Raw genomic sequence first — 24,964 nt, 5'->3', positions numbered from 1 at the left:
CAACTCCTTTTTAGTCAACTATAATGGAGTTGGTTTGCCTTCACAAAAATTAAGCAATTATTTCTTGAAATTAAAAAAATGCCGTCTCATATATCTTCATTCAGCAGATTTCACAGCATGAGAAGAGGCCTGTACAACGCTGGTCAATTAACCGATGGTAGCTTAAATATGAATGCAAAAAAAGGACTGTAGCAAAACTCAATAAATTTACGAGTTTTACTACAGTCTAAAAAATGAGGTATTTTAATGCTTACGCAAAGTATTTTCGAACTGTTTCAAAGCAATTAAATTCCATAATCTTTTCACCGTACTCCTCTAGACGGTGAATGGTTAAATTGGATGGTGTTAAAAATTCCTTGATGACCGCATTTCGATCATGACGATTTAAATCCTCATCCGCGTTCCCGAAATCAACAACTAAATAGTACCAATCTTCATATTTGAATAATGAGGAATCCACTAATTCATCTGTCATTCGTTTTGCGACAGGGATTAACTCATCAATATCTTTAAATTTATAAACATAAATGTCTGTATCCATAAATAACTCTGACTCATCCATGTCACCAAGTTGAGTTAGCTGGCTAAGAAGATCCTCTCCAACTTCATCGAATGGTGCAAACATTTCTTTGTGTTCATCAAAACTCGAATGACCATCTAATGTTTCACCGTCTTTTAAAATATGTGCACGTGTGACAATGATTTCTAAGCCTACTTCAGATGCATTGATGTGAATCCAAATCGGACCCTCTACATCAAAGTAATCCTCCGTGTTTACTTCATCAATCATATCCCAAAAAAGTTGCTCACCCTTTGCTCGATTGTACCAAATTTCTTCACGACTATAGCCGCGATCCTCTATATCATTATACGTAATAAAGAGCTTGAGTGTATTTTCATTTACACGTTCGATGTCCACTAGACCTCATCTCCCTTCACTGTCATATGCTGAAAAACAGTTTTGTTTCATTAGTATGCTTTTATTCTTTGTTTTTAACCTTCATACTGCATTTGTTTTTCAACCTTTGACCACACTCAGTAAAACCATCGAGGAACCGCAAACATGAATTTTTTTGTTCACAGTTGTCTCTAACTCTATTGTATGCTGTTCTGTCATAAAATGAAAAGGATATACACCATTTCACAGAAGATATTTGAATTATTGAAATTGTAGTAAACTATTTAACTTAAATCAAGTTTAACATACTTTTACGGAAATATATGACTTTTCCCTATCAATTATTATACTTCATATAGAAGGTTTTACATAAGTAAAACATAAAAAAATAGATGTCACAACATGCATTCCACATTTGTAACATCTACAATATATATTATTCAAAATGAGTAGGTTTAATTCACCATTCGTTGCGCTTCTTGAAGCTGATATGCTCGGACTTTTCGAGGTAGGAAGCGACGAATTTCATCTTCATTATAGCCAACTTGCAGACGTTTTTCGTCCAAAATAATTGGTCGGCGTAATAAACCAGGATACTCCTGAATTAATTCATATAAACGTTGTAGTGGTAAACTTTCAACATCCACATTTAATTTTTGAAATATTTTTGAACGAGTAGAAATGATTTCATCTGTCCCGTCTTCTGTCATACGTAAAATTTTTTTAATTTCACTAATACTTAGTGGCTCAGAAAATATATTACGTTCTGTATATGGAATTTCGTGCTCCTCTAACCAAGCTTTCGCTTTACGACAAGAGGTACAACTTGGTGATGTAAATAGGGTTACGATCATTCTGACACATCCTTTCATTTTGTAATCATTATCTATAAACCAGAACCAAAGTGTTAAATTAGAATTAATGTAAAGTAAAATACACAGTACCATTATACAGTACTCAGCTGTATTTGAATATAGTTCCAATAAAAAAAGACTGAACCCGTCACGAATTATTCTGTCTCTTTATACAGCTTTTAATAAAGCGTATTTCCTTCTATCTTATGTGCTACTACTAACATTCCCACTTTCAGTGCATTTTAAACATCCAAGCATGTATCTTAGTTGTTCTCATTTAAAAAGATTAAACGAGAAAATTGTCAATTTGACGTGTACACCTAAACACAATTTTAATAAAAAATTTTATATTTATAACAAAATTACACAACAAAAAAAGCATATAATTTTTTCTCGAAAAAAACCACCGTCAAAAGTCTGACTTTACACAATGGAATCTTTATAATATAATTCTTTGCAATCAAATCAATTTGAATAATTTAAATTGAGAAAAACGCTGACGAAGAGTAGTACATATGTTCATTTCACGTTTAGAGAGTCTGTGGTTGCTGCAAACAGATCGTGGAGACATGTGGAATGGACTTCCGAGTTAGCTTTGTGAACGCTGTTAGAAGCTATTAGCAGAGCTCGTCCCTTCACGTTACGAAGCTGAGTGGCCTTTTAGGCAAGCTGGGTGGTACCGCGGATTCAAAACATCATTCGTCCCTTCATTAGAAAAAATCTAATGAGGACGCATGATGTTTTTTTGTCTTTATCGTGAGGTAGAAAAGTGAGCAAAACGCCGCTGACAACCATCATGGAATTTGAATTCGAGGAGGAACTTTTAATGACAACTATTTTTTCAGGCGTACAGCCTACAGGAATCGTTACTTTAGGGAACTATTTAGGAGCATTCAAGCAATTCCCTGCACTACAAGACGAAGGAAATGCTATTTATTGTATTGTTGATCAGCATGCGATCACGGTTGCCCAGGATCCTAAAGAATTACGTGAAAGCATTCGTAAGCTGGCAGCTACCTATATTGCTACTGGCATCGACCCTAAAAAATCTACGTTATTCATTCAATCAGAGGTGCCAGCGCATGCTCAGGCAGGATGGATGTTACAATGTGTTGCGTCTATCGGGGAGCTAGAACGTATGACACAGTTTAAAGATAAATCACATGGTAAAGAAAGCGTTTCTGCTGCTCTTTTAACATATCCACCGTTAATGGCTGCAGACATTCTACTTTACAACACAAACATTGTCCCTGTCGGCGATGATCAGAAGCAGCATATCGAGCTAACTCGTGACCTTGCAGAACGTTTTAATAAACGCTTTGGTGACGTTTTAACAATTCCAGAAATTCAATTACCAAAAGCAGGCGCTCGTATTAAATCCTTACAAGAGCCAACAAAGAAAATGAGTAAATCTGACCCTAATACGAAAGCGACAATCCGTTTGCTAGATACGGCAAAGGACATTGAGAAAAAAATTAAATCAGCGGTTACGGATTCTGATGGTATTGTTGCATTTGATGTAGAAAATAAACCAGGTGTCTCAAATTTATTGACAATCGAATCGGCTATTTCTGGTATAGCCATTGAAGATTTAGTCAAAAAATATGAAGGAATTGGTTATGGTGGATTCAAGCAAGGTGTTGCAACAGCTGTTATCGAACATCTAACACCAATTCAAGAAAAATTCTATCATTTAGTAGAATCCTCTGAATTAGATGTCATCTTAGATGAAGGTGCTGAAAAGGCGAATGCGATTGCCAGTGCTACATTAAAACGCATGGAAGATGCAATGGGTCTCGGCCGCACACGTCGCTAATTTATGGCTTGTCTGTGGAGCGATCAAAGCCTAAATCAAGCACAACAGCACAAATGATAATGCAGGCTCCTACCGCCATATAAAATTCTGTTGTTTGAAAAATAAATTTGAAAACAACCTTCCAGGAATAACCTAATGTTCGATAATTTAAATACAATATGAGATTCCCTACAGAGAGGATCATTAAGCCATAGCTTACTAAAAATAAAAAGAGACGAAACACAGTAGAGGCATCCTTTCTATTTCTTCTTACTTATCATTTATTCACAAAACTATAAAAAAAGACGTCAGCCGTTTAAATTAGGCTGACGTTTTTTTAAGTTTATATATTATGCTTCATATTTTTTGAATAGGAGACTGGCATTGTGACCACCAAAACCAAGAGAATTACTCATCGCATATTGAATGTTTGCTTCTCTTGCTTCGTTTGGAACATAATCTAAATCACATTCTGGATCTGGATCTACTAAATTAATTGTTGGAGGTAAAATGCCTTCTTTTAAGGCTAATGCTGTGAAAATCGCTTCCACACCACCAGCTGCTCCTAATAAGTGACCTGTCATAGACTTTGTGGAGCTCATAGCAAGCTTATACGCATGATCACCAAAAGTAGTTTTAACAGCTTGTGTTTCAAATAAATCATTATAAGGTGTGCTAGTACCATGTGCATTAATATAATCAACTTGTGATGGATCAACTCCACCATCTGTCAATGCTTGCATCATTGCACGTGCTGCACCCTCACCCTCTGGAGCTGGAGCCGTAATGTGATGCGCATCACCTGTTGCACCATAACCTAAAACTTCAGCATAGATTTTAGCGCCACGAGCTTTTGCATGTTCATACTCTTCTAGAATAACGATACCAGCGCCTTCTCCGATAATAAAGCCATCGCGGTTTTTATCAAATGGACGGCATGCTGCTTGTGGATCTGGATTTAATGATAAAGCTGTATTTGCACAGAAGCCTGCCACAGCCATTGTAACGATTGGTGATTCAGCACCACCTGAAATCATCACATCTGCATCCCCACGTTCAATTACTTTAAAGGCATCACCAATGGAGTTTGTTCCAGAAGCACACGCCGTTACAGAACATGAGTTAATACCTTTTGCACCAACGTGAATAGATACTTGCCCTGAAGCCATATCAGGTATCATCATTGGAATGAAGAATGGGCTGACACGTCTTGCGCCACGCTCTTGGAATGTTAAAAATTGTTGTTCATAAGTTTCCATACCGCCGATACCAGAGCCAATCCATACACCCGCACGTGGAGCTAACTCTTCATCAATTGTTAATTGTGCATCTTCCATTGCCATAATGGAAGCGGCTAACGCGTAATGCGTAAAACGATCCATTTTACGTGCTTCTTTACGATCAATATATTTTTCAATATCGAAATCCTTCACTTCTGCTGCGATTTTTGCTGCAAAAAGTTCTTTATTCAATCGTGTCAGCTCACCAATGCCAGATTTACCAGCCTTGATGTTAGCCCATGTTTCTTCGATGCTATTTCCTAGTGGTGTAACTGCGCCAATTCCTGTAATTACTACTCGTCGTTTACTCATTGTCTTACTCCCCTCAAGCATTTTTCCTTCTTATTTTCCCCATCTCATGGCTACGGCACCCCATGTTAAGCCGCCACCAAAACCAACGAGGACTAATAAGTCATCCTCTTTAATCTTACCTGCTTCGAGCTCATCTACCAAGGAAATACCAATAGATGCTGCTGAAGTATTTCCATATTTATGAATCGTTTTTGACATTTTTTCAGGTGGTAGCTCTAATCGCTCACGAGCAGATTCCATAATTCGTATATTTGCCTGATGCGGCACTAAAAAATCTACGTCTTCTTTTGTTAATCCTGCTTTCTCTAACACATTAACAGCCGATTCACCCATTTGACGTACAGCAAACTTAAACACTTCACGACCATTCATTGTAATCGTGTCTTGCTGTGTTAAATAAAGGTTTTTACCGCCTGTACCATCAGCACCAAGTTCAAATGATACAATACCTCTGCCTTCAGATACTGGCCCAACAATAGCTGCACTAGCACCATCACCGAATAAAACAGCTGTATTACGATCATTCCAATCGATGACTTTCGACAGTTTTTCTACACCTACTACTAAGACATATTTATAAGTATTTGCCTCTACAAAGTGCTTCGCTGTCACTAAGCTATATATAAATCCTGCACATGCCGCTGCTTGATCCATCGCCGCCGCATTCACTGCTCCGATTTGTTCTTGAACCATACATGCTACACTTGGAAAAGTTTGATCCTGTGTGACAGTTGCTACAAGTATTAAACCAATTTCCTCTGGCGTAATACCCGCTTTTGCAATAGCTTCTTTAGCAGCTGCTACTGCTAAATCTGAAGTTTCCTGATCCTCTGCCGCAAAATGACGTTCTTCAATGCCTGTTCGAGTTCGAATCCATTCATCTGAAGTATCCATTATTTTTTCCAAATCAAAATTTGTAACGACCTTCTCAGGAACATATTTGCCAATTCCTATAATACCAGCGTTCATATAGCAACCCCTCAGCTTTCTTACTATCAATTATTAGTAACTGGTCATAATTATAACGCATACGAAAGGAAGGACGCAAGGTGATTTAAAATTAATGTGTTTTGGACGTAGCGGAGATTTTATTTTTGGTGAGGGCTGACTCTTTATTAGGTTAGGTGATAGTTTTGGCATTATCGTCGTTTTTGAGCGGGTGAGCTTCTTCTTCATAGTACTGTTCGCCTTTTTATGAACGGAGTCTCTTACTTAGGGGCACTATCTACTAGCTCTGAGCCAAGTCCCTACTATAATTAGAGCGCTTCTTCACTCGTTACGAGCAAAAACCCTAATCGAGACTAATTCCCTGACTCTTCTTCATTACAAAGCACACACTAACTTCCTATCATTAAACATCAGCATACCTTCTCTACGATAGGCCGTTGAATATAAAATGCAGATCCTCGTATTTGTTGTGACAAATTCGCCATGTTTCACATAAAAGGTTCATTTTTTTTCGATTTATGTTATGATATGATAATGAATATGAGTAAAACCTTATAATGAAAAAAGTTCGGTTGAGGTGAAATTAATGCAATATATCGTAACGTTCATATGGTCATTCCTACTAGTTTCTATGTTAAACTACGTAGTCAGCTCTGTACTTGGTGTACCATTTGATTTTAAGACAGGGGCAATCGTTTCTGTTGTATTCTCCATTCTAATCTTTATTATTGGAGCAATCATTCCAAACGACCCTACACCAGAAGCTGCAGATCATCATTAATTTATCTAGAAAAAACCTGTTCAGCATATTGCCGAACAGGTTTTTTCTGTTATTTTTCCACAACACATTGACCATCACGCATTTTCACATGCAAAGTTTCTCCTCGTAAAACCTCACCACGAAGCAGTTCTCTAGCTACTGCTGTTTCGATATGTCGTTGTACAAAGCGTTTTAATGGTCTCGCTCCAAACTGAGCATCCGCTCCTTGCTGTACTACCCAATCAATAACCTCTTGCTCGACAGATAAAGTAATTTCCTGTTCTGCCACTCGTTTAATCAGTTGCTCCACGTACTTCCAAGCAATCGCAGTAAAATGCTTTGTAGATAAAGCATGGAAAAAGATAATGTCATCCATACGGTTTAATAACTCTGGTTTAAAATGTTGGCGTAAGGCCGTCATCACTAAGTCTTCAACAGCATTATCGCCTTCTTTTGCCTCCATTAAATAACTAGAGCCAATATTAGATGTTAGAATGACCACTGTATTTGTAAAATTCACCATACGTCCCTGACTATCTGTAATGCGGCCATCATCTAAAATTTGTAATAAAATATTCGCCACATCTGGATGCGCTTTTTCAATTTCATCTAGGAGGACCACGGAATATGGATTTCGGCGTACAGCTTCTGTTAATTGTCCGCCCTCCTCATAACCTACATAGCCTGGAGGAGCACCAACGAGACGAGACACACTATGTTTCTCCATGTATTCACTCATATCAATTCGAATAAAGTGATCTTCTGCATCAAATAACTGCGCAGCAAGTGCTTTAGCAAGCTCAGTTTTACCAACACCTGTTGGACCTAAGAATAAAAAGCTACCAATCGGACGATGTGGATCTTTAATACCCGCACGTGCACGCCATACAGCTTCTGTTACTAATTGAACTGCTGTATCTTGACCGACTACTCTTTCATGTAATGTATCCTTTAATCGTAGAAGTTTTTCACGCTCTCCTTCTACTAATTTTGTTACAGGAATTCCTGTCCAGCGGGAAACGATCGCAGCAATTTCATCTGCCGTTACTTCTTCACGTAAAATGCGGGATTCTGCCCCGTTTTCTAACTGTTTTTCGAGTTCCTGAATTTCCTTTTCTAATGTTGGGATTTTGCCATGGCGTAATTCGGCAGCTTTATTTAAATCATATTTACTTTCTGCTTCATCTAAATCACGACGGTATTTATCTAATGTTTCCCGTTTTTTCTGAATGTCGTGTAACATTTCTTTTTCTGCTTCCCATTGTTGGCGCATGCCCTCTGAGGATTCTTTTAATTTTGTTAATTCCTCACGCAATTGCTCTAGACGTTTTTTACTTGCCTCGTCCTTTTCCTTACGTAATGCCTGTTCTTCAATCTCAAGCTGCATAATGCGACGTGTCACTGCATCTAATTCCTGTGGCATCGAATCAATTTCTGTACGAATCATCGCACAAGCCTCATCAATTAAATCAATTGCCTTATCAGGTAAAAACCGCTCTGTAATATATCGGTTGGACAGTTCTGCTGCCGCAACAATTGCTCTATCATGAATCCGTACTGCATGATGTAATTCAAAGCGTTCTTTTAAGCCCCGTAAAATGGAAACCGTATCCTCAATGGAAGGCTCACGTACAAGAACTTGCTGGAATCGTCGCTCTAAAGCAGGATCTTTTTCAATGTACATACGATACTCATCTAGTGTTGTAGCACCAATACAATGTAGTTCACCGCGTGCAAGCATTGGCTTGAGCATATTGCCTGCGTCCATAGCGCCGTCTGTTTTACCTGCGCCGACGATGGTATGAATTTCATCAATAAATAAAATGATTTGTCCTTCTGAATCTTTCACCTCTTTTAACACACCTTTTAAGCGCTCTTCAAATTGGCCACGATAGCTTGCCCCTGCGATTAAAGCACTCATATCTAGCTCATATAACACACATTCTTTCAAGCCCTCTGGCACATCGCCTTTCACAATACGCTGTGCTAAACCCTCAACAATCGCTGTTTTACCAACTCCTGGTTCACCAATTAATACAGGATTATTTTTCGTTTTGCGTGTTAAAATACGAATGACATTTCGAATTTCCTCATCACGCCCGATAACAGGGTCCATTTTGCCGTTTTTAACTTCTTCAATCAAATTTCGTCCAAATTGCTCTAGTGGTTTTTTGTTATCTGTTTGTTGAAATTGCATAGCTAGCACTCCTTTACCATCATGTTTCTTATCATTGTTATACCCATTCTTGTTCTTTTAAAAAGTTTGACCTTTTTTGACTAACTTTATTTTACATCAATCGACATTGCTTCGCAAAGAAATCGCACTAAAAATTTTTCACGGATTATGGAAATTTACGTTATAATAATGGTATGTTTCTATGTTTTAGTATCGAAAAATCCACTATCCTTTTGTAATAATTGCCGTTTATTACAAAAAGAAAGCGATGTGTTGGAGATATGGTTTTAATGGATAATATGTTTGAAAAAATTAAGGATCTATTTCAAAAGCATGGTGTTTTTATCAAAGTGAATAAAGGAAATAAAATTTTTCTAGAGGGTGAACGGGCAAAAGAAATTTATTACATTCAATCGGGTGTGATTTCGATAAGCCAAGAAACCGAAACTGGCAAGGAATTAACTATTCGTATTTGTGGTCCTGACAGTATAATTGGAGAGGGGTCATTGTTTTGTAACCTAGTCTATAATTCCATGACTGCAAAGGTTTTAGAGCCTTCTACGATGTATGTGTTAAGTCGTAAATCATTGGAGCATTTACTAGAAGATCAGCCTACTGTTATGGTGGAATATATAAAGTGGTTGCAAACAGAAAACTTAAAGCATCAAAGTCGTTTGCGTGATTTAGTGTTAAATGGTAAAAAAGGTGCTTTATTTTCAACGCTCATTCGGCTTTCCAATACGTATGGTAAACCTTTAGAAAATGGCTCGATTTTTATTGATTTCCAGCTAACAAATACGGAAATTGCGAATTTGTGTGCAACAAGTCGTGAAATGATTAATCGTATGTTGAATGATTTAAAAAAACACGACATTATCACTTTTGATAAAGGCTTTATTACAATTCATGATTTACAATTTTTAAAAAATGAAATTGCTTGTGAAAATTGTCCATTACAAATATGCCGTATCGATTAATTTCGTTACAAACGAAATCCCTGCCTATAAAATAAGCAGGGATTTTTAATGTTGCAATTTTAGCGTACGCCTAATGCCATTTTTGCATAGCGTGACATTTTGTCTTTTGACCAAGGTGGATTCCATACAATGTTAACATTTGTACTTTTCACTTCTGGAAGTTCCCCTAATGCCGTATTCACCTGATCCACAATAACTGGCCCAAGTGGGCATCCCATCGATGTTAATGTCATCGTAACAGTTGCTACACCTTCATCATCTAAATCTACATCATATACTAAACCTAAGTTGACGATATCAATCCCAAGCTCAGGGTCAATTACATTTTCTAAAGCACCAAACATGCTATCTTTCATATCTTGATCCATTCGTATTTCTCCTTCCATCATAGTGTTAACCTTATCATAGCAGATGCATCCTGTTATGCCAAATGCTGTGCAAGCCAGTCTGTTGCTGCTAGCATACCGTCACGTGGGACTGCATGTCCTGCCTTTTTGTTCACCATAAACTTTAAATATTCAGGGCTTGCTTGATAGTATTCCCGTAATGTCTCATAAAATTTATACGTTTCTTGGAAAGGTACTGTTTTATCTAATTCTCCATGCCAAAAGAAAACTGGACGACCTGCGAATTTTTCTGGCGTTAAACTAACATCATATTTAGCTAAGAGCTCATTCACTTTTTGGACATCTTCCTCTGACATCGGCCAATTGATACCGCTTTTTGCAAATTGTTGCAATTGATATTCACCTAATTTAATAAAACCTGGTGCACCCATACATATTGACGCTGTTTTTATCCAATCATAAAGTTTTAAACAGCCGGAGGTCACGATACCGCCCATTGAAGTACCTGCTATGCCAATATTATGATTGGCCAATAAATTTTTATTCTTTAATTCATCATATAATTGTTGCACTTCATGAATAGAATTTAAAACAATATCCCAAAATTTCAAGTTCATTTGTATTTCTGTAAGGCCTTCGCTACGGTCACCATGAAATTTTGCATCTGGTAATAGGACACGCACCCCCTTATGCACCAATTGGTATGCATAGTGTAAGTTATGTTCTTTCGCGCTCATAAAGCCATGCAAAAAAATCACTACTGGGGTTTCTTCATTCATCTTGTCTGTATGTATATGTAATAAAGGAATATTTCCCCACACTTCTTTTTCTACAAACATTTTTGTCACTCCCAACTATTGTCTCATCTTTATGTTAGCAAACTTTTTTCACTGTGACAAAATTTTGACGAATGAAAGACAAAGAGATACTATTCAAACTATAGGAAAGGGGCAACGAGCTATGAAACCGCATTTAATCGTACTAGACTTAGATGGTACTTTATTAACAGACCAACAACAAATCTCAGCAAAAACGAAAAAAACATTATTGCAGGCTAAGGAATTAGGGCATCAAGTGATGATTGCAACGGGGCGTCCATACCGTGCAAGTGATCTTTATTACCATGAGCTTGGGCTCACTACACCCATTGTCAATTTTAATGGCGCATATGTACATCATCCAAAAAATGTATCTTGGCAACATATGCACACACCGATTGATTTAAGTGTTGTACATGATGTTGTTGGATCCATCAATAGTTACGAGTATGAAAATATTATCGCTGAGGTAAAAGATGATATTTATGTACACACAGAGGATGATCGCATCTTAAATATTTTTAATATGGGTAATCCAAAAATCACACTTGGGGATTTATACACACATCTCTTGGAAAATCCCACAAGTTTATTAATTCAAGCAAATGAAGCGAATTCAGTCATTATACGTGACCATTTACAGGCGGTGCACGCGGAAGTCATTGAGCATCGTCGATGGGGTGCGCCACTTCATATTATTGAAATTGTACGACGCGGCTTAAATAAAGCTGTGGGTATTGCGCATGTGGCAAAAGATTTAGGTATTCCACGTGAGCGTATCATCGCGTTTGGTGATGAAGACAATGATTTAGAAATGATCGAATATGCCGGACTTGGTGTAGCGATGGGGAACGGTATTCCAAGTCTTAAAAACATTGCCAATGAAATTACAGCAACAAATAATGATGATGGAATCGCAAAAATCCTCATTGAACGCTTGAAATTATCATAGTTAAGTAGTAAGTTCAAGTTAACATTCCATTTTTACCAGTTTAACTTTATTCAGTGGTACCCCTTCCATTTATCTTAAGTGAGTACCGACTGAATAAAGCTAAAAATACTTGATGAGTAAGTTGAAATTAGGGGGACAAGAGAATGAAGATTTTTACGGATAGTGGATGCGATCTACCGAAGTCTTACTATGAAGAGAATGATGTCGTGTTACTCCCTTTACGAGTGCAATTGAACAACAAAGAATATGAAGATGTCATTACGATTGATTCCAAAGAGATTTACGATGCCATCCGCCAAGGTGCTCAACCAAAAACATCACAAGTGTCACCTGAGCTGTTTTTAAAGCACTTTGAGGAACTAGCTAAAAATGAAGAAGAAGGCATCTATATTGCCTTTTCATCGGAATTATCCGGCACATATAGTACTGCTCAAATGATTCGCAATCAAGTATTAGAGCAATATCCTTCATTAAAATTAGTCATTATCGACTCTAAATGCGCTTCACTAGGACATGGTCTAGTTGTAGAGGAAGCAGTTCGCCTTCGAAATATAGGGGTATCCTTAGAGGATATGGCCTCTAAAATGAGTGCATATGCACCTCAGATGGAGCATTTATTTACAGTAGAAGATTTAGATTACCTTGCCAAAGGTGGTCGTGTATCCAAGGCCAGTGCCTTTTTAGGTGGTCTTCTGAGCATTAAACCTATTTTAAATGTAGAGGATGGCAAGCTGATACCTATTGAAAAGTCACGTGGTCGAAAAAAAGCACTTAATCGTATGTTAGATTTAATGCAGGAGCGTGGCGGAAGCTTTACGGATAAAATTGTTGGTATTAGTCATAGTGATGATGTGGCCTTTGCCAATGAAGTAAAGGCTTCTATTCAGGAACGTTTTTCTCCTCAAGCTGTTCAAATTACTATGATTGGCTCTGCAATCGGTTCACATGTAGGACCAGGCACTATTGCAATCTTCTTTACGAACAAAAGCTATCAAGGCTAATAAAAAGCATGTTAGGGTTGCTCCTAGCATGCTTTTTCGTTGTGCTATTATTGTTGGACGTCTTGTTCTTGACGGCGAACTTTTCCTCGTTTAATGATGATGACAACAAAGCCGATAAAGATTACCCACACTAAACCAAGGGCAACCATGTAGGGCATGTTTAAGCCTTCATCATTGCGAACCTGATAAATCTCAACCATTTCTCGGTCTAAAATAACAGGATAAACCTCTTTTTCATTTATACGAACTTTTTCCTCATGTAAAATTCCGTTCAGCATTTTCCCTTCACCAAGTTGCGCTGGTGTTAAGTCCACACGTTGCGTTTTGCCTGTATTATTCACCATAATTACCCACTTTTCTTCGTCAGAAGTACGTGTGAAGACAAGTAGACCATTGTCATTTGTAATTACTTCAAAATCACCTTTACGTAAAGTTGCAGATTGATTACGTAAGGATTGAACATTTTTAATATAATCAATCAATTCTTCATCAGTTTTAAAGTTATACAACTGATGTGTATCTGGTTTTGCTTCCCCATTCATGGCGATTTCTGTACCATATTGCACAACGGGAATCCCAGGAAGCATAAATAAAGCACCCATCGCCATTTTTAAACGTGTAGGCGGAAACATATTTTCAGTCGCAGAATCGAATGTAAAACGATGGGTTTCAAGTGAATCCACCATAATCTGTGTCGGCTTCTCTCCTGTAAAAGGCTCCATTAATTTAGACGAATCCATATCTACATTTTTAAAAATATTACGATAAATATCCGCTGTTGCTGGTGAGAAGGTTGCATCAAAATCAGCATCACTTTCTTCATTAGCAATCACGTAAAGAGATGCTTTTGTCTCTTTTAATGCTGCAATCATCGCATTGACAAACTCTGTATCAGCCTCTGCAATATTCGTTAAACGAATACCACCAACATCATATGTAGAAACAAATTCAGTGGCTGATTGAATGAGCGCCTCTTGCACAGCTTTGTTCGATAAATCCCATTGTACTTGTCCATTATTCGTAGAAGCAATCCAGTCAGCTTTTGATGAGTCCTTTGCCCATTCATGATTTGGACTCACATTATTGAGCGGGAAATCCACCATGATGGACATATTTTTAGCTTTATAGGCTTCTACAACACTTTGGAATTCTTCTGTTGTTCCAAAATGACGTTCGATTGTCGTGTAGCTTGTAAGTAGTGATCCATCATATTTCTCTGTAGAAAAAATAGGACCAATAGAAACAATTGTAAAACCCATCTCACCAATAAATTTTAGCTTATCTTGCAGACCTGTAAAATCTCCTCCTGCAAATTTCGAAGGGTCTTTCGTATTTGTATCAAAATCGTTTGTGCCCGAACCATTAAAGAAACGGTCAACGAGTAAATCAAAGATGCTTTCTTCTGCTATCGATGTTGTCGCTTTTTCATCCGCATTCGCTACTGGTGTAGTACTTACGAATGAAGTTGCTAATAAAAGTGATGCAGCCGTCGCACTTATCCACTTCTTAAATTTCACTGTTATTCCCTCTCTTTCAAACCAATCCATCGTCATTTTACCAAATAACACTGTCACGTCGCTATCTTTTCAAAAGATTTTACGAAAATGCGAAATGAATTAGGGCAAAAAGGTGTCAGTTCTCTTGTATTCACCCTTTTGGCAAAATAAAAGCCGTGAAGCAAATACTTCACGACCTTTAAGAAATTATTATGCTAGGAAATTAATGTTTAATGGCAGCTTAAAGCCTAAGAACAGTGTGATAAATAGGAATACTGCGAATAATGCCCAAAACATCCCTGTTGGTTTGTTTTTCTTTTGACGCACTAATACCATTTCCATCATACCAATTACTAAAATACCGAATAAAAATTTCAGTCCGTACATCATCGGGTCTCCAGCCTGATATTTAAAGAATAATGCCCCACCTGTGATGATAATTAATACGTAGAATAGACGTAAAGCCATATGTAAGCCCTTTGATTGCTTGCCCATTAGTGCAGCGATTAAAAAGATAACAATAGCAATAACCCACGTAGTAATATGCAAATGCGTTTGGCTAGTTAAAAAACTCATGTTTGTCCCACCTCATTCATTTTTCTATCAAACTCTATCCTACCATGCGATGGAAAGGGTTTCAAACATTACAACAGTGTTCACATAATTTACATCAATTATAGCTCGACATCTCACAGCCTATCGAGTGTAGAAAGAAAAAATCCGCGGAGTAAAGACTCACGCGGATGGTTATCGTCATTATTCAAAATGGTTGACTAATGTACCAATGCCTTGAATAGATACTTTTACTGTATCCCCAGCCTTTAAGAACTGTGGCGGGTTCATCCCTTTTCCAACTCCTGCAGGCGTACCTGTTAAAATAACATCTCCTGGCTCTAATGTTACATGTTGAGATAGTATAGATACTAAGGTTTCAACAGAGAACATCATATCCTTCGTAGAACCGTTTTGGCGTACTTCATCATTGACCTTTGTCACCACTGTTAAGTCTTGTGGATTTGGAATTTCATCCTTTGTCACAAGGTATGGCCCAAGAGGGCAAGTACCTTCCAAGCTTTTACCTAAGAAAAATTGTTTATGTTTGTCTTGTAAATCACGAGCTGATATATCATTAGCAATTGTATAACCAAATACATAATCAAATGCTAAATTTTTAGGGATATTTTTACCACGTTTTCCAATAACAATCGCTAGCTCACCTTCATAGTCCATTTTTGAAGAAAGGTCAGCATGAATGGAAATTGTTTGTCCATCCGCCGCAATAGCAGTTGGTGATTTTGTAAATACCATTAAATCTGTTGGTGCTGCTTCTGCACCCATTTCTTTGGCATGTTCATCATAGTTTTTACCGATACACATAATATTTTTGGGTGTACGTGGAATTGGTGAAAGCCACTCGATATCTGTAAATTCACGTTTAAAACTATCGGCACGATCTGATTTTTCTGCTGCTTCTACTAATTTACGAATCTGTTCAACGAAATCAAAGCCTAAAGCAATGCCATCCACAATTGAACTTGAAAAAGAAGGGAGAACTTGAAGTTCATTTTGAATAGCGAGTACATCCCATACCGCTTCTTCTTTTTTTACTTTTGGTCCAAAGCTTACATGTCCACCTAATTTGAATGATAAAATTTTCATGATTTTAAGAGCTCCTTCTTTTTTCTACATAATACAACAATATGATAGAAATTGCCTTACTTTTGCGACAATAATTTTATAAGTTGTACTATCTTCATAAATTATGCATGTGAAGAGGCATATATTAACGTGATTCCACGTTTTGCTTATACGTTACTTTACGCCATATCGCCTCTAATGGTCCTTGTTTCCACTTAGATAACCAAACTTCAGCTAGGATCATTTGCACAACAATAATGCCGATAGCAATTAATACCCCTGTTTCCACAGTGACTTTACCGTACCAGCCAAAGCCAAATTGGTAGAATAAACAAGTACCTATAATAGATTGAAGAATATACATCGTTAATGACATACGACCAATTTTAGCAAAAGGACTAAGCAACTTCGGTACAATTGGCACTAAACAAAGTAACACAATGACCCCAATATACCCTACTGCTAAAATTGGACCACCTATGTATACCTTTAAATAATCTAGTAAATATGTTCTTGTAAACATAATTGGTAAACTTTTAACACCGATACCAATGACCAACCCCGTGATCGCTAATGTAAGCCAGAGCCATTTCAATTCTTTAGCTCGTTCTACTAGACGCCATTTTGACGCTGCGGCACCTATTAACATATACGGTAAAATGGTGAACAGTGCTGCAAACCACATCCCTATGCCTGCCTGCGTCGATAAATCTGTTAAGCGTTGCATAAAGGCATCTACCCAATTGCCTGTACCATAAGCCGTAATAGCCTTCTCTACAGATACGATATCTAAATAATCATCTACCTTGGTATTAAAAAGAATAATTCCTACAACGAATAACATAAAAACTTGCATTAAACTGTTAATAATAAATGCACTAGCTACTAACCAAATAGGACTAAAGCGCAGGAATAGCACTAAAAAAACGCCACAGAACGCGTACATCATTAATATATCGCCCCACCAAATCAGCACAGCATGTAGAAAACCAAAAACAAACAATACAGACAGTCTACGAAGACCTAGTGTGTAAAAATTTTGTTCACGGCTCTGTGCTTTTTGCCACTGCATGGCAAGCCCATAACCAAATAGCATTGCAAATAATGGGTAAAAGCTCCCCTGCACATATATGTCTATATTTTTTTGCCAAACGATATCAGATGGTGTTGTAAACCACGATGCCAAATCAATATGCGGCATTGGCAAATAAAAGGTATACATATTTACAAGTAAAATACCTACCAAACTAATGCCTCGTAAAATATCTAATGTTGCCATTCGTTCCTGCAACATGGTCGGTTTTGACTCCACGAAATAGCCTCCTCTTGACTAAATGCTATGGTGCAAGCAAGGCAAAAAAGGCTTGCCTGCTTTGCCATAACAAGTTCTTTATGCCTGTACGGCCTGTTCATTATCGAATAAATATAATACTTTATCGCTCACATTGATGTGTAAAATTGATTCAATGGCCTCACTATAAACACGAAGCTGTACAGCATAACGATTTCGTATTTCCTTTGTCAGGGCAGGCTCCTGTGCAAAATGCGGCAGGATACGGTCAGTTTTATAATCTAGCAAGACCCAATCGCCATATTCATCTTCAAATAAGCAGTCAATGATCCCTTGTACAATTTGAGCATCGCCATCTTCATCAACTCTACTAATGGTAAAGGGCATTTCCCTCCGTATTTGCTTTGCCTTTTTGAACCGCTGCCCTATTTCTGTCTCAAAAAAATGATAAATCTTCGCTAGTGGAACCATTTTTCCCTCTGCCTCGGTTAACAATTGTCTCACCACTAAATCATCTACAAAATCCTTCACATCTTGGATTTCAACAAAGCCATACTGTGGGACATGCTGCATCACTGTATGCACAGCTGTTCCAATTTCAGCACCTGTTAGCTGTTGTTCCTGTAAAAAGGCTGGTCGAGATGCAATGGAAGAAGCTTTTAGCTTGGCAGGTGTGGCAAAGTAAAATTCAGGTTCCGCCTGACGCTGTAAGTTTTCTAAACGCTTAATCTCACTAACAGATGTTTTAGAACGTTTTTTTGTAGACCTTTGGTAGGCGTACTGCGCTTGAAAGCGTGACGTAATTTCATCTAGTAATGCCTCGTCCTCTGGCATCGTGAGCCATTGTTGTACTTCTTCATCCATCGCATGTATTTCATATGAATAATGGCTTGTGTTGATCGCTTGTACCGACCAGCGGGAATGATCTTCTAACGCCCTATAAGAAGTGGTAGCAACTGTAGTAAAGTCTGCATGCCTTGCCACTGCTGGCCCTACCCAATCCAAATAGCTATTAGCTCTTGCTCGCAAATATTCCTGTAGCGGTGCATCTATCGGTAAACTTTGTGCATCCTGCCAGTTGTCACGTGTTTTCTCCCAATTCTTCACAGAGCCCACTAAAATTAGACGTTCCTTCGCACGAGTCATGGCAACATATAAAACACGCATTTCTTCTGCACGCATTTCCAGCTCTTTTTTTTCTTTTAACGCTAAAAACGGTAACGATGTATATGTGATGCGATTTTCTGGGTCAATAGCCTTGACAGCGAGTCCAAAATCTTGGTCGAATAAATAAGGCTGATGAAAATCCATTTTGTTAAACGGGCGTCCCATTCCTGCAACAAAGACTACTGGATACTCTAGTCCCTTTGAGGAGTGAATCGTCACAAGACGCACAACATCATCCTTTTCGCCAATTGATTTTGCAGTACCTAAATCATCCCCACGCGTACGCATTCGATCAATAAAGCGTAGAAAACGGAATAGTCCACGAAAGGCCGTTTTTTCATACATTAATGCACGGTCATGTAAGATGCGTAAATTCGCCTGACGCTGCTTACCATTTGGCATTGCACCAACCATTTCATAATAATGCGTATCTAAATAAATCCTCCAAATTAAATCGGATAATGACCCACGACGTGCTAAATCTCGCCAGTTTTCGAAGGCCAGCATAAAGCGTTGAAGCTTTTCAAATGTAGTTGATTGCACGCCATGCCCTTCGCTACGAATAAATTGACGTAAAGCATCATAGAACGGTACCTTCTGATCGGCTAAACGAATTTTTGCCAACTCATTTTCCGTTAAACCAACAAACGGTGCACGCAGTACAGAAGCTAGTGGTATATCCTGATAGGGATTATCGACTACCTTCAAGACATTTAACATAATCATCACTTCGAGCGCATCAAAATAGCCTTTAGATGACTCAGCATAGAGTGGAATCCCTGCCAGCTTAAATTCCTCCACTAAATCTGTCGACCATGTCATGGAGCGCATTAAAATCACAATATCACTATACTTTAATGGTCGCTCACACTTCGTTTTCGTATCATAAACAGTTGTCCCATCTTCCATCATCAGTCGTATACGATCAATGATAAAGCGCGCCTCATATTGTGATTTTTTCAATTCTTCTAGCTCTGTAGTAGCTTCATTGCCCATTTCCTCAAGCTCTTCTGTTGCTTCCTCATCCTGTGGCGGATGCATCACTACAAGCTCAACAGGTATTTCTTTTTCATCATAAGGTGCTGCTGGCTTTAATGATGCATTGTCATCATAAAGAATCTCACCAACACGCTCTCCCATAATTTGTGCAAATACGTAGTTCGTAGCATTCAACACTTCTTTGCGACTACGGAAATTAGCATTTAAATCAATTCGCATTCCCGTTACATCAGGCATCTCCAAAAAATCACTATATTTTCGCATAAAGAGCTTCGGTTCAGCTAATCGGAAGCGATAAATACTTTGCTTTACGTCTCCAACCATAAACAGGTTGCCATCCCTCTCTTCACCTGTTTTGACAAGCTGTAAAATGGTTTCCTGTAGCATATTCGTATCCTGATATTCATCCACAAGTACTTCTTTAAAACGTTTTTTCATATCTAATGCAACTGGCGAAGGCTGAAGTTCACCATCTACTTCTACCGTTAAAATTTGTAGCGCATAATGCTCTAAATCTGAAAAATCAATGATTCCCCGTTCTAGCTTAGCTAGGTGAAACTGTTCACTAAAAGTAGCGGTCAGATCTACTAGTGTGGCAATTATTGGCGCCATTAATCGTATTTCTTCAAGTAGGCGTGCAGGTGTACGAACAAAATACGTTTCTTTGATTTTATTCATTATTTTTTTAGCTGCTTCTCTTTTTTTCTTCGCAAGCTCCTGTAACTCTACATCTACTAATGCATCTTTGGATACTCGTTTTAACGTAGACCATTTGACCGTCGCAAAAAAATCAAATAGCTCCTGCCATGTACCGTTTTGGCTAATTCGAATCCCTTCTTGAATCATGGCAAAATCAACTTCTGCCGTTTCAGCATAAGGAGCCGGTCCGTCTGGCTGTAATGTAATCGCCCTCATTTCTGAAATTAACACGAAGGCTTCTTCCAAACTATGGCGAACGGTCAATTTAACATATTGAGAAAGCTCTAGATCATCAATTGTTACATCCTCTGCTAACTCGTATACCTGAGGAAGACTCCATAGCCATTTTTGAGGCTCTGCATGTACACGTGATGTATCATATAGTTTACTAATCAGCGTTTCGATTGCTTGATCATCACGATCCGAAGTAAAGCTATCAACAAGGCGATAAATAGCCTGTACTTGAGCCTCATCCTCAGCATCATAGGCATCTTCTAGAACATCCGTTAATACATCATCTCTTAATAAAGCGATTTCTGCTTCATTGGCGATACGAAAACCTGGATCTATATCAAGCAAGTATGCATATTGCTTCACAATGGCTAAACAGAACGAGTGCAACGTGGAAATTTGCGCTTTATTGACAAGACTAAGCTGGCGTCTTAAGTGATTAGATGTTGGATTTTCTGCGATTGCCTTTTCTAATGCCTCTGACATACGATGGCGCATTTCAGCAGCTGAAGCATTCGTAAAGGTCACTACCAATAGTTCATCCACATTGATAGGATTCTCGGTAGCAATGACTTTTTCAATCATCCGATTAATCAGTACTGCTGTTTTCCCAGACCCTGCCGCGGCTGAAACAAGTGTGTCTTGACCACTAGCATAAATCGCCTTCCATTGATCGTCTGTCCATGTGACATCTGCTGGCTTAATAGGAATTGTTTGTGCCATGCTACTCCATCTCCTTCCGAATTTTATCAACAATGTCATTCGGCTTCGTTTGCGCCAACTGACGATAGCTTTGTTTACCATCTGAAGGATCAAATTGACAAACTGCGGCGAATTGACAGTAATCACATGCTGTTTTGGCTTTTAATTTATAGGGGCTAATGGCTGTATCACCAGATAAAATGCCATTCCCTGCCTCCTGATGTTTACGTCGAACGAAATGTTGTAACTTTTTCATATCATTGACAGGAACAATGCGTGATTGTGATTCAGACGGTGTCCCATCCTTTTTCATATATACAGGAATAATTTTTGAGTGCCCACTACTTTCTTCTAATTGCTCGTCCATTGATAAAATCGCCTCAGCATTTTCTGACAGTAGACCCTTCATTTTATATTGCTTTAATCGATCTTCCTCTATTTCACTATCTGTTAAATCCTTATCTAGCTTTAACATTGGATTATGGACATGGACATACAGTACTCCAGCTGGTTCAGTTTGATCAGGTAGCCAATAAGAGCTATTTTCCATTGCTACATCTAAATACGTAAGAACTTGTAAGGACAATCCATAATAAACCTCATTTAAATCAAGATCACGAGCTGATGATTTATAGTCGACAACCCGCAAATAAGAACGATCATCGATTGTTGCACTATCCACTCTATCAATACGTCCTCGCATAAACATTTTCTTACCGCTAGTCAAATCAATTTCAAGCGGTGGTAGCTGTTCATGCTGCCCTGGACCAAACGACGCCTCAATAGCAATAGGCTTGAAGTGAGATACATTGGCATGCTGTGTCAGTGCAGTCATTGTGCGCTCAACAATGCGAATAAGTTTACGCTGAATATAGCGATAACGAGCACTCGACAATAAAATTTGATGTGAAAAGACGGGCACAATTTGCTCTACTGCTTGTCGTGCTAATTGTTTAATTTGCTGTGTTGTTAAACGAATCCACGATAACTGCTGGCGATGTGTTTCCTCTGTAATCCACTTTAATGCCTCATGGAATAAATCACCCATCGCAAAGGTTTCAAGTCGGTATTCAGCACGTTCTTCTAAACGTAGACCATACGTAGTGAAATGAGAAAATGGGCATCTAAAGTATTTCTCGATTCGTGACACACTTGATGTTAGCTTCTGACCATATAATTCCTGTGTAATGTATGTTTCAAGTGGCTCAGCTTCATTTTTATGGGTAATCGGATAGAGGACACGCTCAAAAATGAGTGCCCAATACGGATCTTGTTTATAAAATTTTTGTAATGCTAGCCATTCTGGTGCTAGTTCACGGCTATGCTCAGCTTGACGTAACTGCACCATCAGATGCGCTAAAGCTGTACGAGGGTGGCGTAAATAGGGTAAAACATCTCCGTTAAGTAATTCAATGGGATCCATCACCACTCGCTCAATAGCAACATCACTTAATAGACCAGCTGTTTTATCATTGCCAATCATTTTCTTGATATAAAGAGAGGATAGCAATGCCTTGCCCTCTTCATCTGCCGTCGGATATGTCATATACAGCCTGTTCGATGGTGTTGTAATAGCACGGTAGAATAAGTAATTTTCCTGTAATAAACGATTGGTGGAGGTTGGTGCAAGCTCATAGCCAATTTGGCTAAACCATTCTCGCTCTGTATCTGACAATAAACCCTCATATTCCATTCGAGTTGGATAAACACCATCATTCATACCCACTACAAAAGTAACTTTGATATTAGACAATCTGGCTAACTCAACAGTAGCGACCATGACCTCATCTAAGGTCGGCGGAATACGAGAAAATTCTAGCGTATCAAACCCTTCATCAAGAATTTTAGCTGCCTCCTCCAAAGTCATTTCTTGCTCCCCAAACATATAGACGAATTGGTCAAGAACACCAATCCATTCGTTCCAAGCTTGCTCATGTTCACTCGCTGCTAATGCGTCACCTCGCTCTAGCTCACGATCTTTCATTGCTTGAAGCTTATCATAAACCTGTAATGACTCCACTAGCTCAAATAATGCAGTCGCAATAGCTCTACCCGTTTTCGCACTATCAAGCTTATCTTGTAAATTCTTTAACGGTAGACGAATTTCATCTCGAATAGCCTCGATTTCCGCCTGCATAGCACGTTCCTCATCTGTTTGAACACGCGAATGGAATTCTAATCCGCGATACTTTTTATAAAACCAACGTGCCTCCTCAAACCACCGTTCTCCATAGATGCCTTGTGCCAAGCAATAGTTTTCTAATCGATCTGCTCGCTCACGCCAGATGGTTAGCTCAGCATGTAATGGGAAAAACAAATCTGTTTTCACACTACGAAAAACAGGTTCGTACTTCCAATTAGACGTCATGACCTCCAGTGCAGAACGACTTAGCTCGATTAGTGGATGATGTAACATCGTCTTTTTTGTATTTGTAAAAATAGGAATTTCATATTGTTGGAAAATACTTGTAATAAGTGGATCATATAGCTCTGCTTGTCTATATAAAAGAACTATATCCTGATAACGATAACCGTCTTCTCTTGTCAGCTTTGTTATTTCCCGGGCAATCGCATGTACTTCGGCTCGACGATTAGACGCTTCAAGTACCATCACATCTCCAGAAGATTTTTTCGTTTTGGGTACTAAATCAGTAAATTTAGCCTCCACATGCTGCAAATCTTCAGAATGAAATCTTTTAGTATTGTAAAAATGTAATGGTGCATCAACAGTGATGCCCTCTTCATTTGCGATGTCATGCAACCGTTGATTTGTTAAAGCCGCCTCATGGAATAGTGCCTGTTCATCAAATGCTTCATCTGAATGATCAAACGGAAGAACAATGGTTACTTGTTTAGTTACTTTTAACAACTCACGCACCAATTCTAACTGCCGCACAGTGAAGGCGGTAAATCCATCAATATAAATGGTTGCTTGCTTCATCGTATCAGCATACTGTAATTGCTCTGTTAAAATTGGATAATAGCCCTCACTGTCGACATATGTCGTGCCTAGTCGTTCCTCTAAGGCCTGTAACACTACATGTAAATCATTTGCTTTAGCCTGTAAGGTATTTGGAGCATCAATTGCCTTTAATGACTCCGTTACCTCTGCTAAGACTGAGCTATTGACGCTATAGCGGCTAAATTCTTTTAAAAGTGTTTCAATCTCCTCCGTAAAGCCACGTTTTCCTGCTGCTTGTCGGAATAAGGAAAACTCACTTTTTTGTTCCTCTAAAAGTTTACGTATGAGCATTCGATAGCCATAGCCATTTACTTCTTTGCGAGCAATCCCGCCAGTTTCCTGTAAAACCAGCCACGCTAAAAGCTTAAACGTCATCACTTGTGCACGGATCAAACCTTGTAAACCATGCTTATTCGTCAATTCATATTCTGTAGAATAAGACATCTGGTCGGGGACAATTATGAAAATCGGATGTCCCAATGGCTCCGTTTTAAGCTGTTCAATGATCTCCTGATGAATAAATGCGGATTTTCCTGTTCCTGAACGTCCTGAAACAATACGCAATGACATATTCTTTCCCCCTCCTCATTGACTTGCCCATTTTGGGTGAACTTTTGATGATTTGATTATTTGATACGCTTTTTGAGCATTCCTTTGCTAG

At 38.5% G+C, this 24,964-nt stretch carries 19 protein-coding genes and 1 other annotated feature; of the genes, 5 read left to right on the top strand and 14 right to left on the bottom strand.

All coding sequences use genetic code 11. The features are described from left to right. Positions 1 to 250: 250 nt before the first annotated feature. Both mecA and spxA read right to left on the bottom strand, forming a co-directional pair. Entirely contained in the window at positions 251 to 919 is a 669-nt protein-coding gene (gene mecA / locus V6670_RS03550) for an adaptor protein MecA (protein ID WP_036126663.1), read from the bottom strand. 434 nt (positions 920 to 1,353) lie between these two features. After that, entirely contained in the window at positions 1,354 to 1,749 is a 396-nt protein-coding gene (gene spxA / locus V6670_RS03545; protein WP_025116803.1) for a transcriptional regulator SpxA, read from the bottom strand. Between the two features lie 490 nt (positions 1,750 to 2,239). After that, positions 2,240 to 2,462 (top strand) — a binding site (T-box leader). Positions 2,463 to 2,578: 116 nt separating this feature from the next. On the opposite strand from spxA, the gene trpS reads away from it, so the two are divergent. Beyond that, the gene (trpS, locus tag V6670_RS03540) at positions 2,579 to 3,568 is read left to right on the top strand and encodes a tryptophan--tRNA ligase (protein WP_036126679.1); all 990 of its coding nucleotides are present in this window, start codon (positions 2,579 to 2,581) and stop codon (positions 3,566 to 3,568) included. 1 nt (position 3,569) lies between these two features. On the opposite strand, the gene V6670_RS03535 is transcribed toward trpS, so the two are convergent. From V6670_RS03535 to V6670_RS03525, 3 genes are all read right to left on the bottom strand, one after another. Continuing rightward, entirely contained in the window at positions 3,570 to 3,791 is a 222-nt protein-coding gene (locus V6670_RS03535; RefSeq protein WP_036126664.1) for a hypothetical protein, read from the bottom strand. A 106-nt stretch (positions 3,792 to 3,897) separates the two neighbouring features. Then, entirely contained in the window at positions 3,898 to 5,139 is a 1,242-nt protein-coding gene (gene fabF / locus V6670_RS03530; RefSeq protein WP_141904777.1) for a beta-ketoacyl-ACP synthase II, read from the bottom strand. 30 nt (positions 5,140 to 5,169) lie between these two features. Then, positions 5,170 to 6,108, bottom strand: a complete 939-nt coding sequence (locus V6670_RS03525; protein ID WP_141904776.1) for a beta-ketoacyl-ACP synthase III — start codon at positions 6,106 to 6,108, stop codon at positions 5,170 to 5,172. A 565-nt stretch (positions 6,109 to 6,673) separates the two neighbouring features. Here V6670_RS03525 and V6670_RS03520 point away from each other — a divergent pair. Then, positions 6,674 to 6,868 carry a YjzD family protein gene (locus tag V6670_RS03520; protein WP_004227469.1) on the top strand — a complete coding sequence of 65 codons (195 nt, stop codon included), beginning with the start codon at positions 6,674 to 6,676 and terminating at the stop codon, positions 6,866 to 6,868. Between the two features lie 49 nt (positions 6,869 to 6,917). Here V6670_RS03520 and V6670_RS03515 read toward each other — a convergent pair whose 3' ends face one another. Next, the gene (locus tag V6670_RS03515; RefSeq protein WP_338652635.1) at positions 6,918 to 9,044 is read right to left on the bottom strand and encodes an AAA family ATPase; all 2,127 of its coding nucleotides are present in this window, start codon (positions 9,042 to 9,044) and stop codon (positions 6,918 to 6,920) included. 269 nt (positions 9,045 to 9,313) lie between these two features. On the opposite strand from V6670_RS03515, the gene V6670_RS03510 reads away from it, so the two are divergent. Beyond that, positions 9,314 to 10,000: a Crp/Fnr family transcriptional regulator gene (locus V6670_RS03510; protein WP_141904774.1), complete on the top strand. Its 687-nt coding sequence runs from the start codon at positions 9,314 to 9,316 to the stop codon at positions 9,998 to 10,000. Positions 10,001 to 10,059: 59 nt separating this feature from the next. On the opposite strand, the gene V6670_RS03505 is transcribed toward V6670_RS03510, so the two are convergent. Both V6670_RS03505 and V6670_RS03500 read right to left on the bottom strand, forming a co-directional pair. Next, positions 10,060 to 10,368, bottom strand: coding sequence for a metal-sulfur cluster assembly factor (locus V6670_RS03505; protein ID WP_036120908.1), 309 nt, complete (start codon positions 10,366 to 10,368; stop codon positions 10,060 to 10,062). 53 nt (positions 10,369 to 10,421) lie between these two features. Continuing rightward, positions 10,422 to 11,186, bottom strand: coding sequence for a prolyl oligopeptidase family serine peptidase (locus tag V6670_RS03500; protein WP_338652630.1), 765 nt, complete (start codon positions 11,184 to 11,186; stop codon positions 10,422 to 10,424). A 121-nt stretch (positions 11,187 to 11,307) separates the two neighbouring features. Between V6670_RS03500 and V6670_RS03495 the strand changes: the two genes are divergently transcribed. Both V6670_RS03495 and V6670_RS03490 read left to right on the top strand, forming a co-directional pair. After that, positions 11,308 to 12,117, top strand: coding sequence for a Cof-type HAD-IIB family hydrolase (locus V6670_RS03495; RefSeq protein WP_036120914.1), 810 nt, complete (start codon positions 11,308 to 11,310; stop codon positions 12,115 to 12,117). Between the two features lie 143 nt (positions 12,118 to 12,260). Beyond that, entirely contained in the window at positions 12,261 to 13,118 is an 858-nt protein-coding gene (locus tag V6670_RS03490; protein ID WP_058843814.1) for a DegV family protein, read from the top strand. 47 nt (positions 13,119 to 13,165) lie between these two features. Here the strand turns inward: V6670_RS03490 and V6670_RS03485 are convergent, their stop codons facing one another. The 6 genes from V6670_RS03485 to addB form a co-directional block, all read right to left on the bottom strand. Beyond that, positions 13,166 to 14,665: an alpha-amylase family glycosyl hydrolase gene (locus tag V6670_RS03485; RefSeq protein ID WP_338652628.1), complete on the bottom strand. Its 1,500-nt coding sequence runs from the start codon at positions 14,663 to 14,665 to the stop codon at positions 13,166 to 13,168. A gap of 159 nt (positions 14,666 to 14,824) precedes the next feature. Continuing rightward, positions 14,825 to 15,190 (bottom strand): YisL family protein, encoded by a 366-nt coding sequence (locus V6670_RS03480; protein WP_036120921.1) that lies wholly within the window; start codon positions 15,188 to 15,190, stop codon positions 14,825 to 14,827. Positions 15,191 to 15,370: 180 nt separating this feature from the next. Further along, positions 15,371 to 16,273 (bottom strand): fumarylacetoacetate hydrolase family protein, encoded by a 903-nt coding sequence (locus V6670_RS03475; RefSeq protein ID WP_036120924.1) that lies wholly within the window; start codon positions 16,271 to 16,273, stop codon positions 15,371 to 15,373. Between the two features lie 124 nt (positions 16,274 to 16,397). Further along, the gene (locus V6670_RS03470) at positions 16,398 to 17,564 is read right to left on the bottom strand and encodes a DUF418 domain-containing protein (protein ID WP_338652627.1); all 1,167 of its coding nucleotides are present in this window, start codon (positions 17,562 to 17,564) and stop codon (positions 16,398 to 16,400) included. A gap of 78 nt (positions 17,565 to 17,642) precedes the next feature. Then, positions 17,643 to 21,362, bottom strand: coding sequence for a helicase-exonuclease AddAB subunit AddA (gene addA, locus V6670_RS03465; protein WP_338652626.1), 3,720 nt, complete (start codon positions 21,360 to 21,362; stop codon positions 17,643 to 17,645). Position 21,363: 1 nt separating this feature from the next. Continuing rightward, positions 21,364 to 24,873 (bottom strand): helicase-exonuclease AddAB subunit AddB, encoded by a 3,510-nt coding sequence (gene addB / locus V6670_RS03460; RefSeq protein WP_338652624.1) that lies wholly within the window; start codon positions 24,871 to 24,873, stop codon positions 21,364 to 21,366. Between the last annotated feature and the right edge of the window lie 91 nt (positions 24,874 to 24,964).

Source organism: Lysinibacillus sp. Y5S-8, assembly GCF_036894365.1.
Classification (GTDB): domain Bacteria; phylum Bacillota; class Bacilli; order Bacillales_A; family Planococcaceae; genus Lysinibacillus; species Lysinibacillus fusiformis_D.
Note: the sequence above shows the minus strand (reverse complement) of the source record. Positions and strands in the feature narration are given on the sequence as shown.

Excerpts from the sequence above, each read along its gene's own strand:
- trpS (WP_036126679.1), top strand. The coding sequence starts at position 2,579 with ATGACAACTATTTTTTCAGGCGTACAGCCTACAGGAATCGTTACTTTA.
- fabF (WP_141904777.1), bottom strand. The coding sequence starts at position 5,139 with ATGAGTAAACGACGAGTAGTAATTACAGGAATTGGCGCAGTTACACCA.
- V6670_RS03525 (WP_141904776.1), bottom strand. The coding sequence starts at position 6,108 with ATGAACGCTGGTATTATAGGAATTGGCAAATATGTTCCTGAGAAGGTC.
- V6670_RS03520 (WP_004227469.1), top strand. The coding sequence starts at position 6,674 with ATGCAATATATCGTAACGTTCATATGGTCATTCCTACTAGTTTCTATG.
- V6670_RS03515 (WP_338652635.1), bottom strand. The coding sequence starts at position 9,044 with ATGCAATTTCAACAAACAGATAACAAAAAACCACTAGAGCAATTTGGA.
- V6670_RS03510 (WP_141904774.1), top strand. The coding sequence starts at position 9,314 with ATGGATAATATGTTTGAAAAAATTAAGGATCTATTTCAAAAGCATGGT.
- V6670_RS03505 (WP_036120908.1), bottom strand. The coding sequence starts at position 10,368 with ATGGATCAAGATATGAAAGATAGCATGTTTGGTGCTTTAGAAAATGTA.
- V6670_RS03500 (WP_338652630.1), bottom strand. The coding sequence starts at position 11,186 with ATGTTTGTAGAAAAAGAAGTGTGGGGAAATATTCCTTTATTACATATA.
- V6670_RS03495 (WP_036120914.1), top strand. The coding sequence starts at position 11,308 with ATGAAACCGCATTTAATCGTACTAGACTTAGATGGTACTTTATTAACA.
- V6670_RS03490 (WP_058843814.1), top strand. The coding sequence starts at position 12,261 with ATGAAGATTTTTACGGATAGTGGATGCGATCTACCGAAGTCTTACTAT.
- V6670_RS03485 (WP_338652628.1), bottom strand. The coding sequence starts at position 14,665 with ATGGATTGGTTTGAAAGAGAGGGAATAACAGTGAAATTTAAGAAGTGG.
- V6670_RS03480 (WP_036120921.1), bottom strand. The coding sequence starts at position 15,190 with ATGAGTTTTTTAACTAGCCAAACGCATTTGCATATTACTACGTGGGTT.
- V6670_RS03475 (WP_036120924.1), bottom strand. The coding sequence starts at position 16,273 with ATGAAAATTTTATCATTCAAATTAGGTGGACATGTAAGCTTTGGACCA.
- addA (WP_338652626.1), bottom strand. The coding sequence starts at position 21,362 with ATGGCACAAACAATTCCTATTAAGCCAGCAGATGTCACATGGACAGAC.
- addB (WP_338652624.1), bottom strand. The coding sequence starts at position 24,873 with ATGTCATTGCGTATTGTTTCAGGACGTTCAGGAACAGGAAAATCCGCA.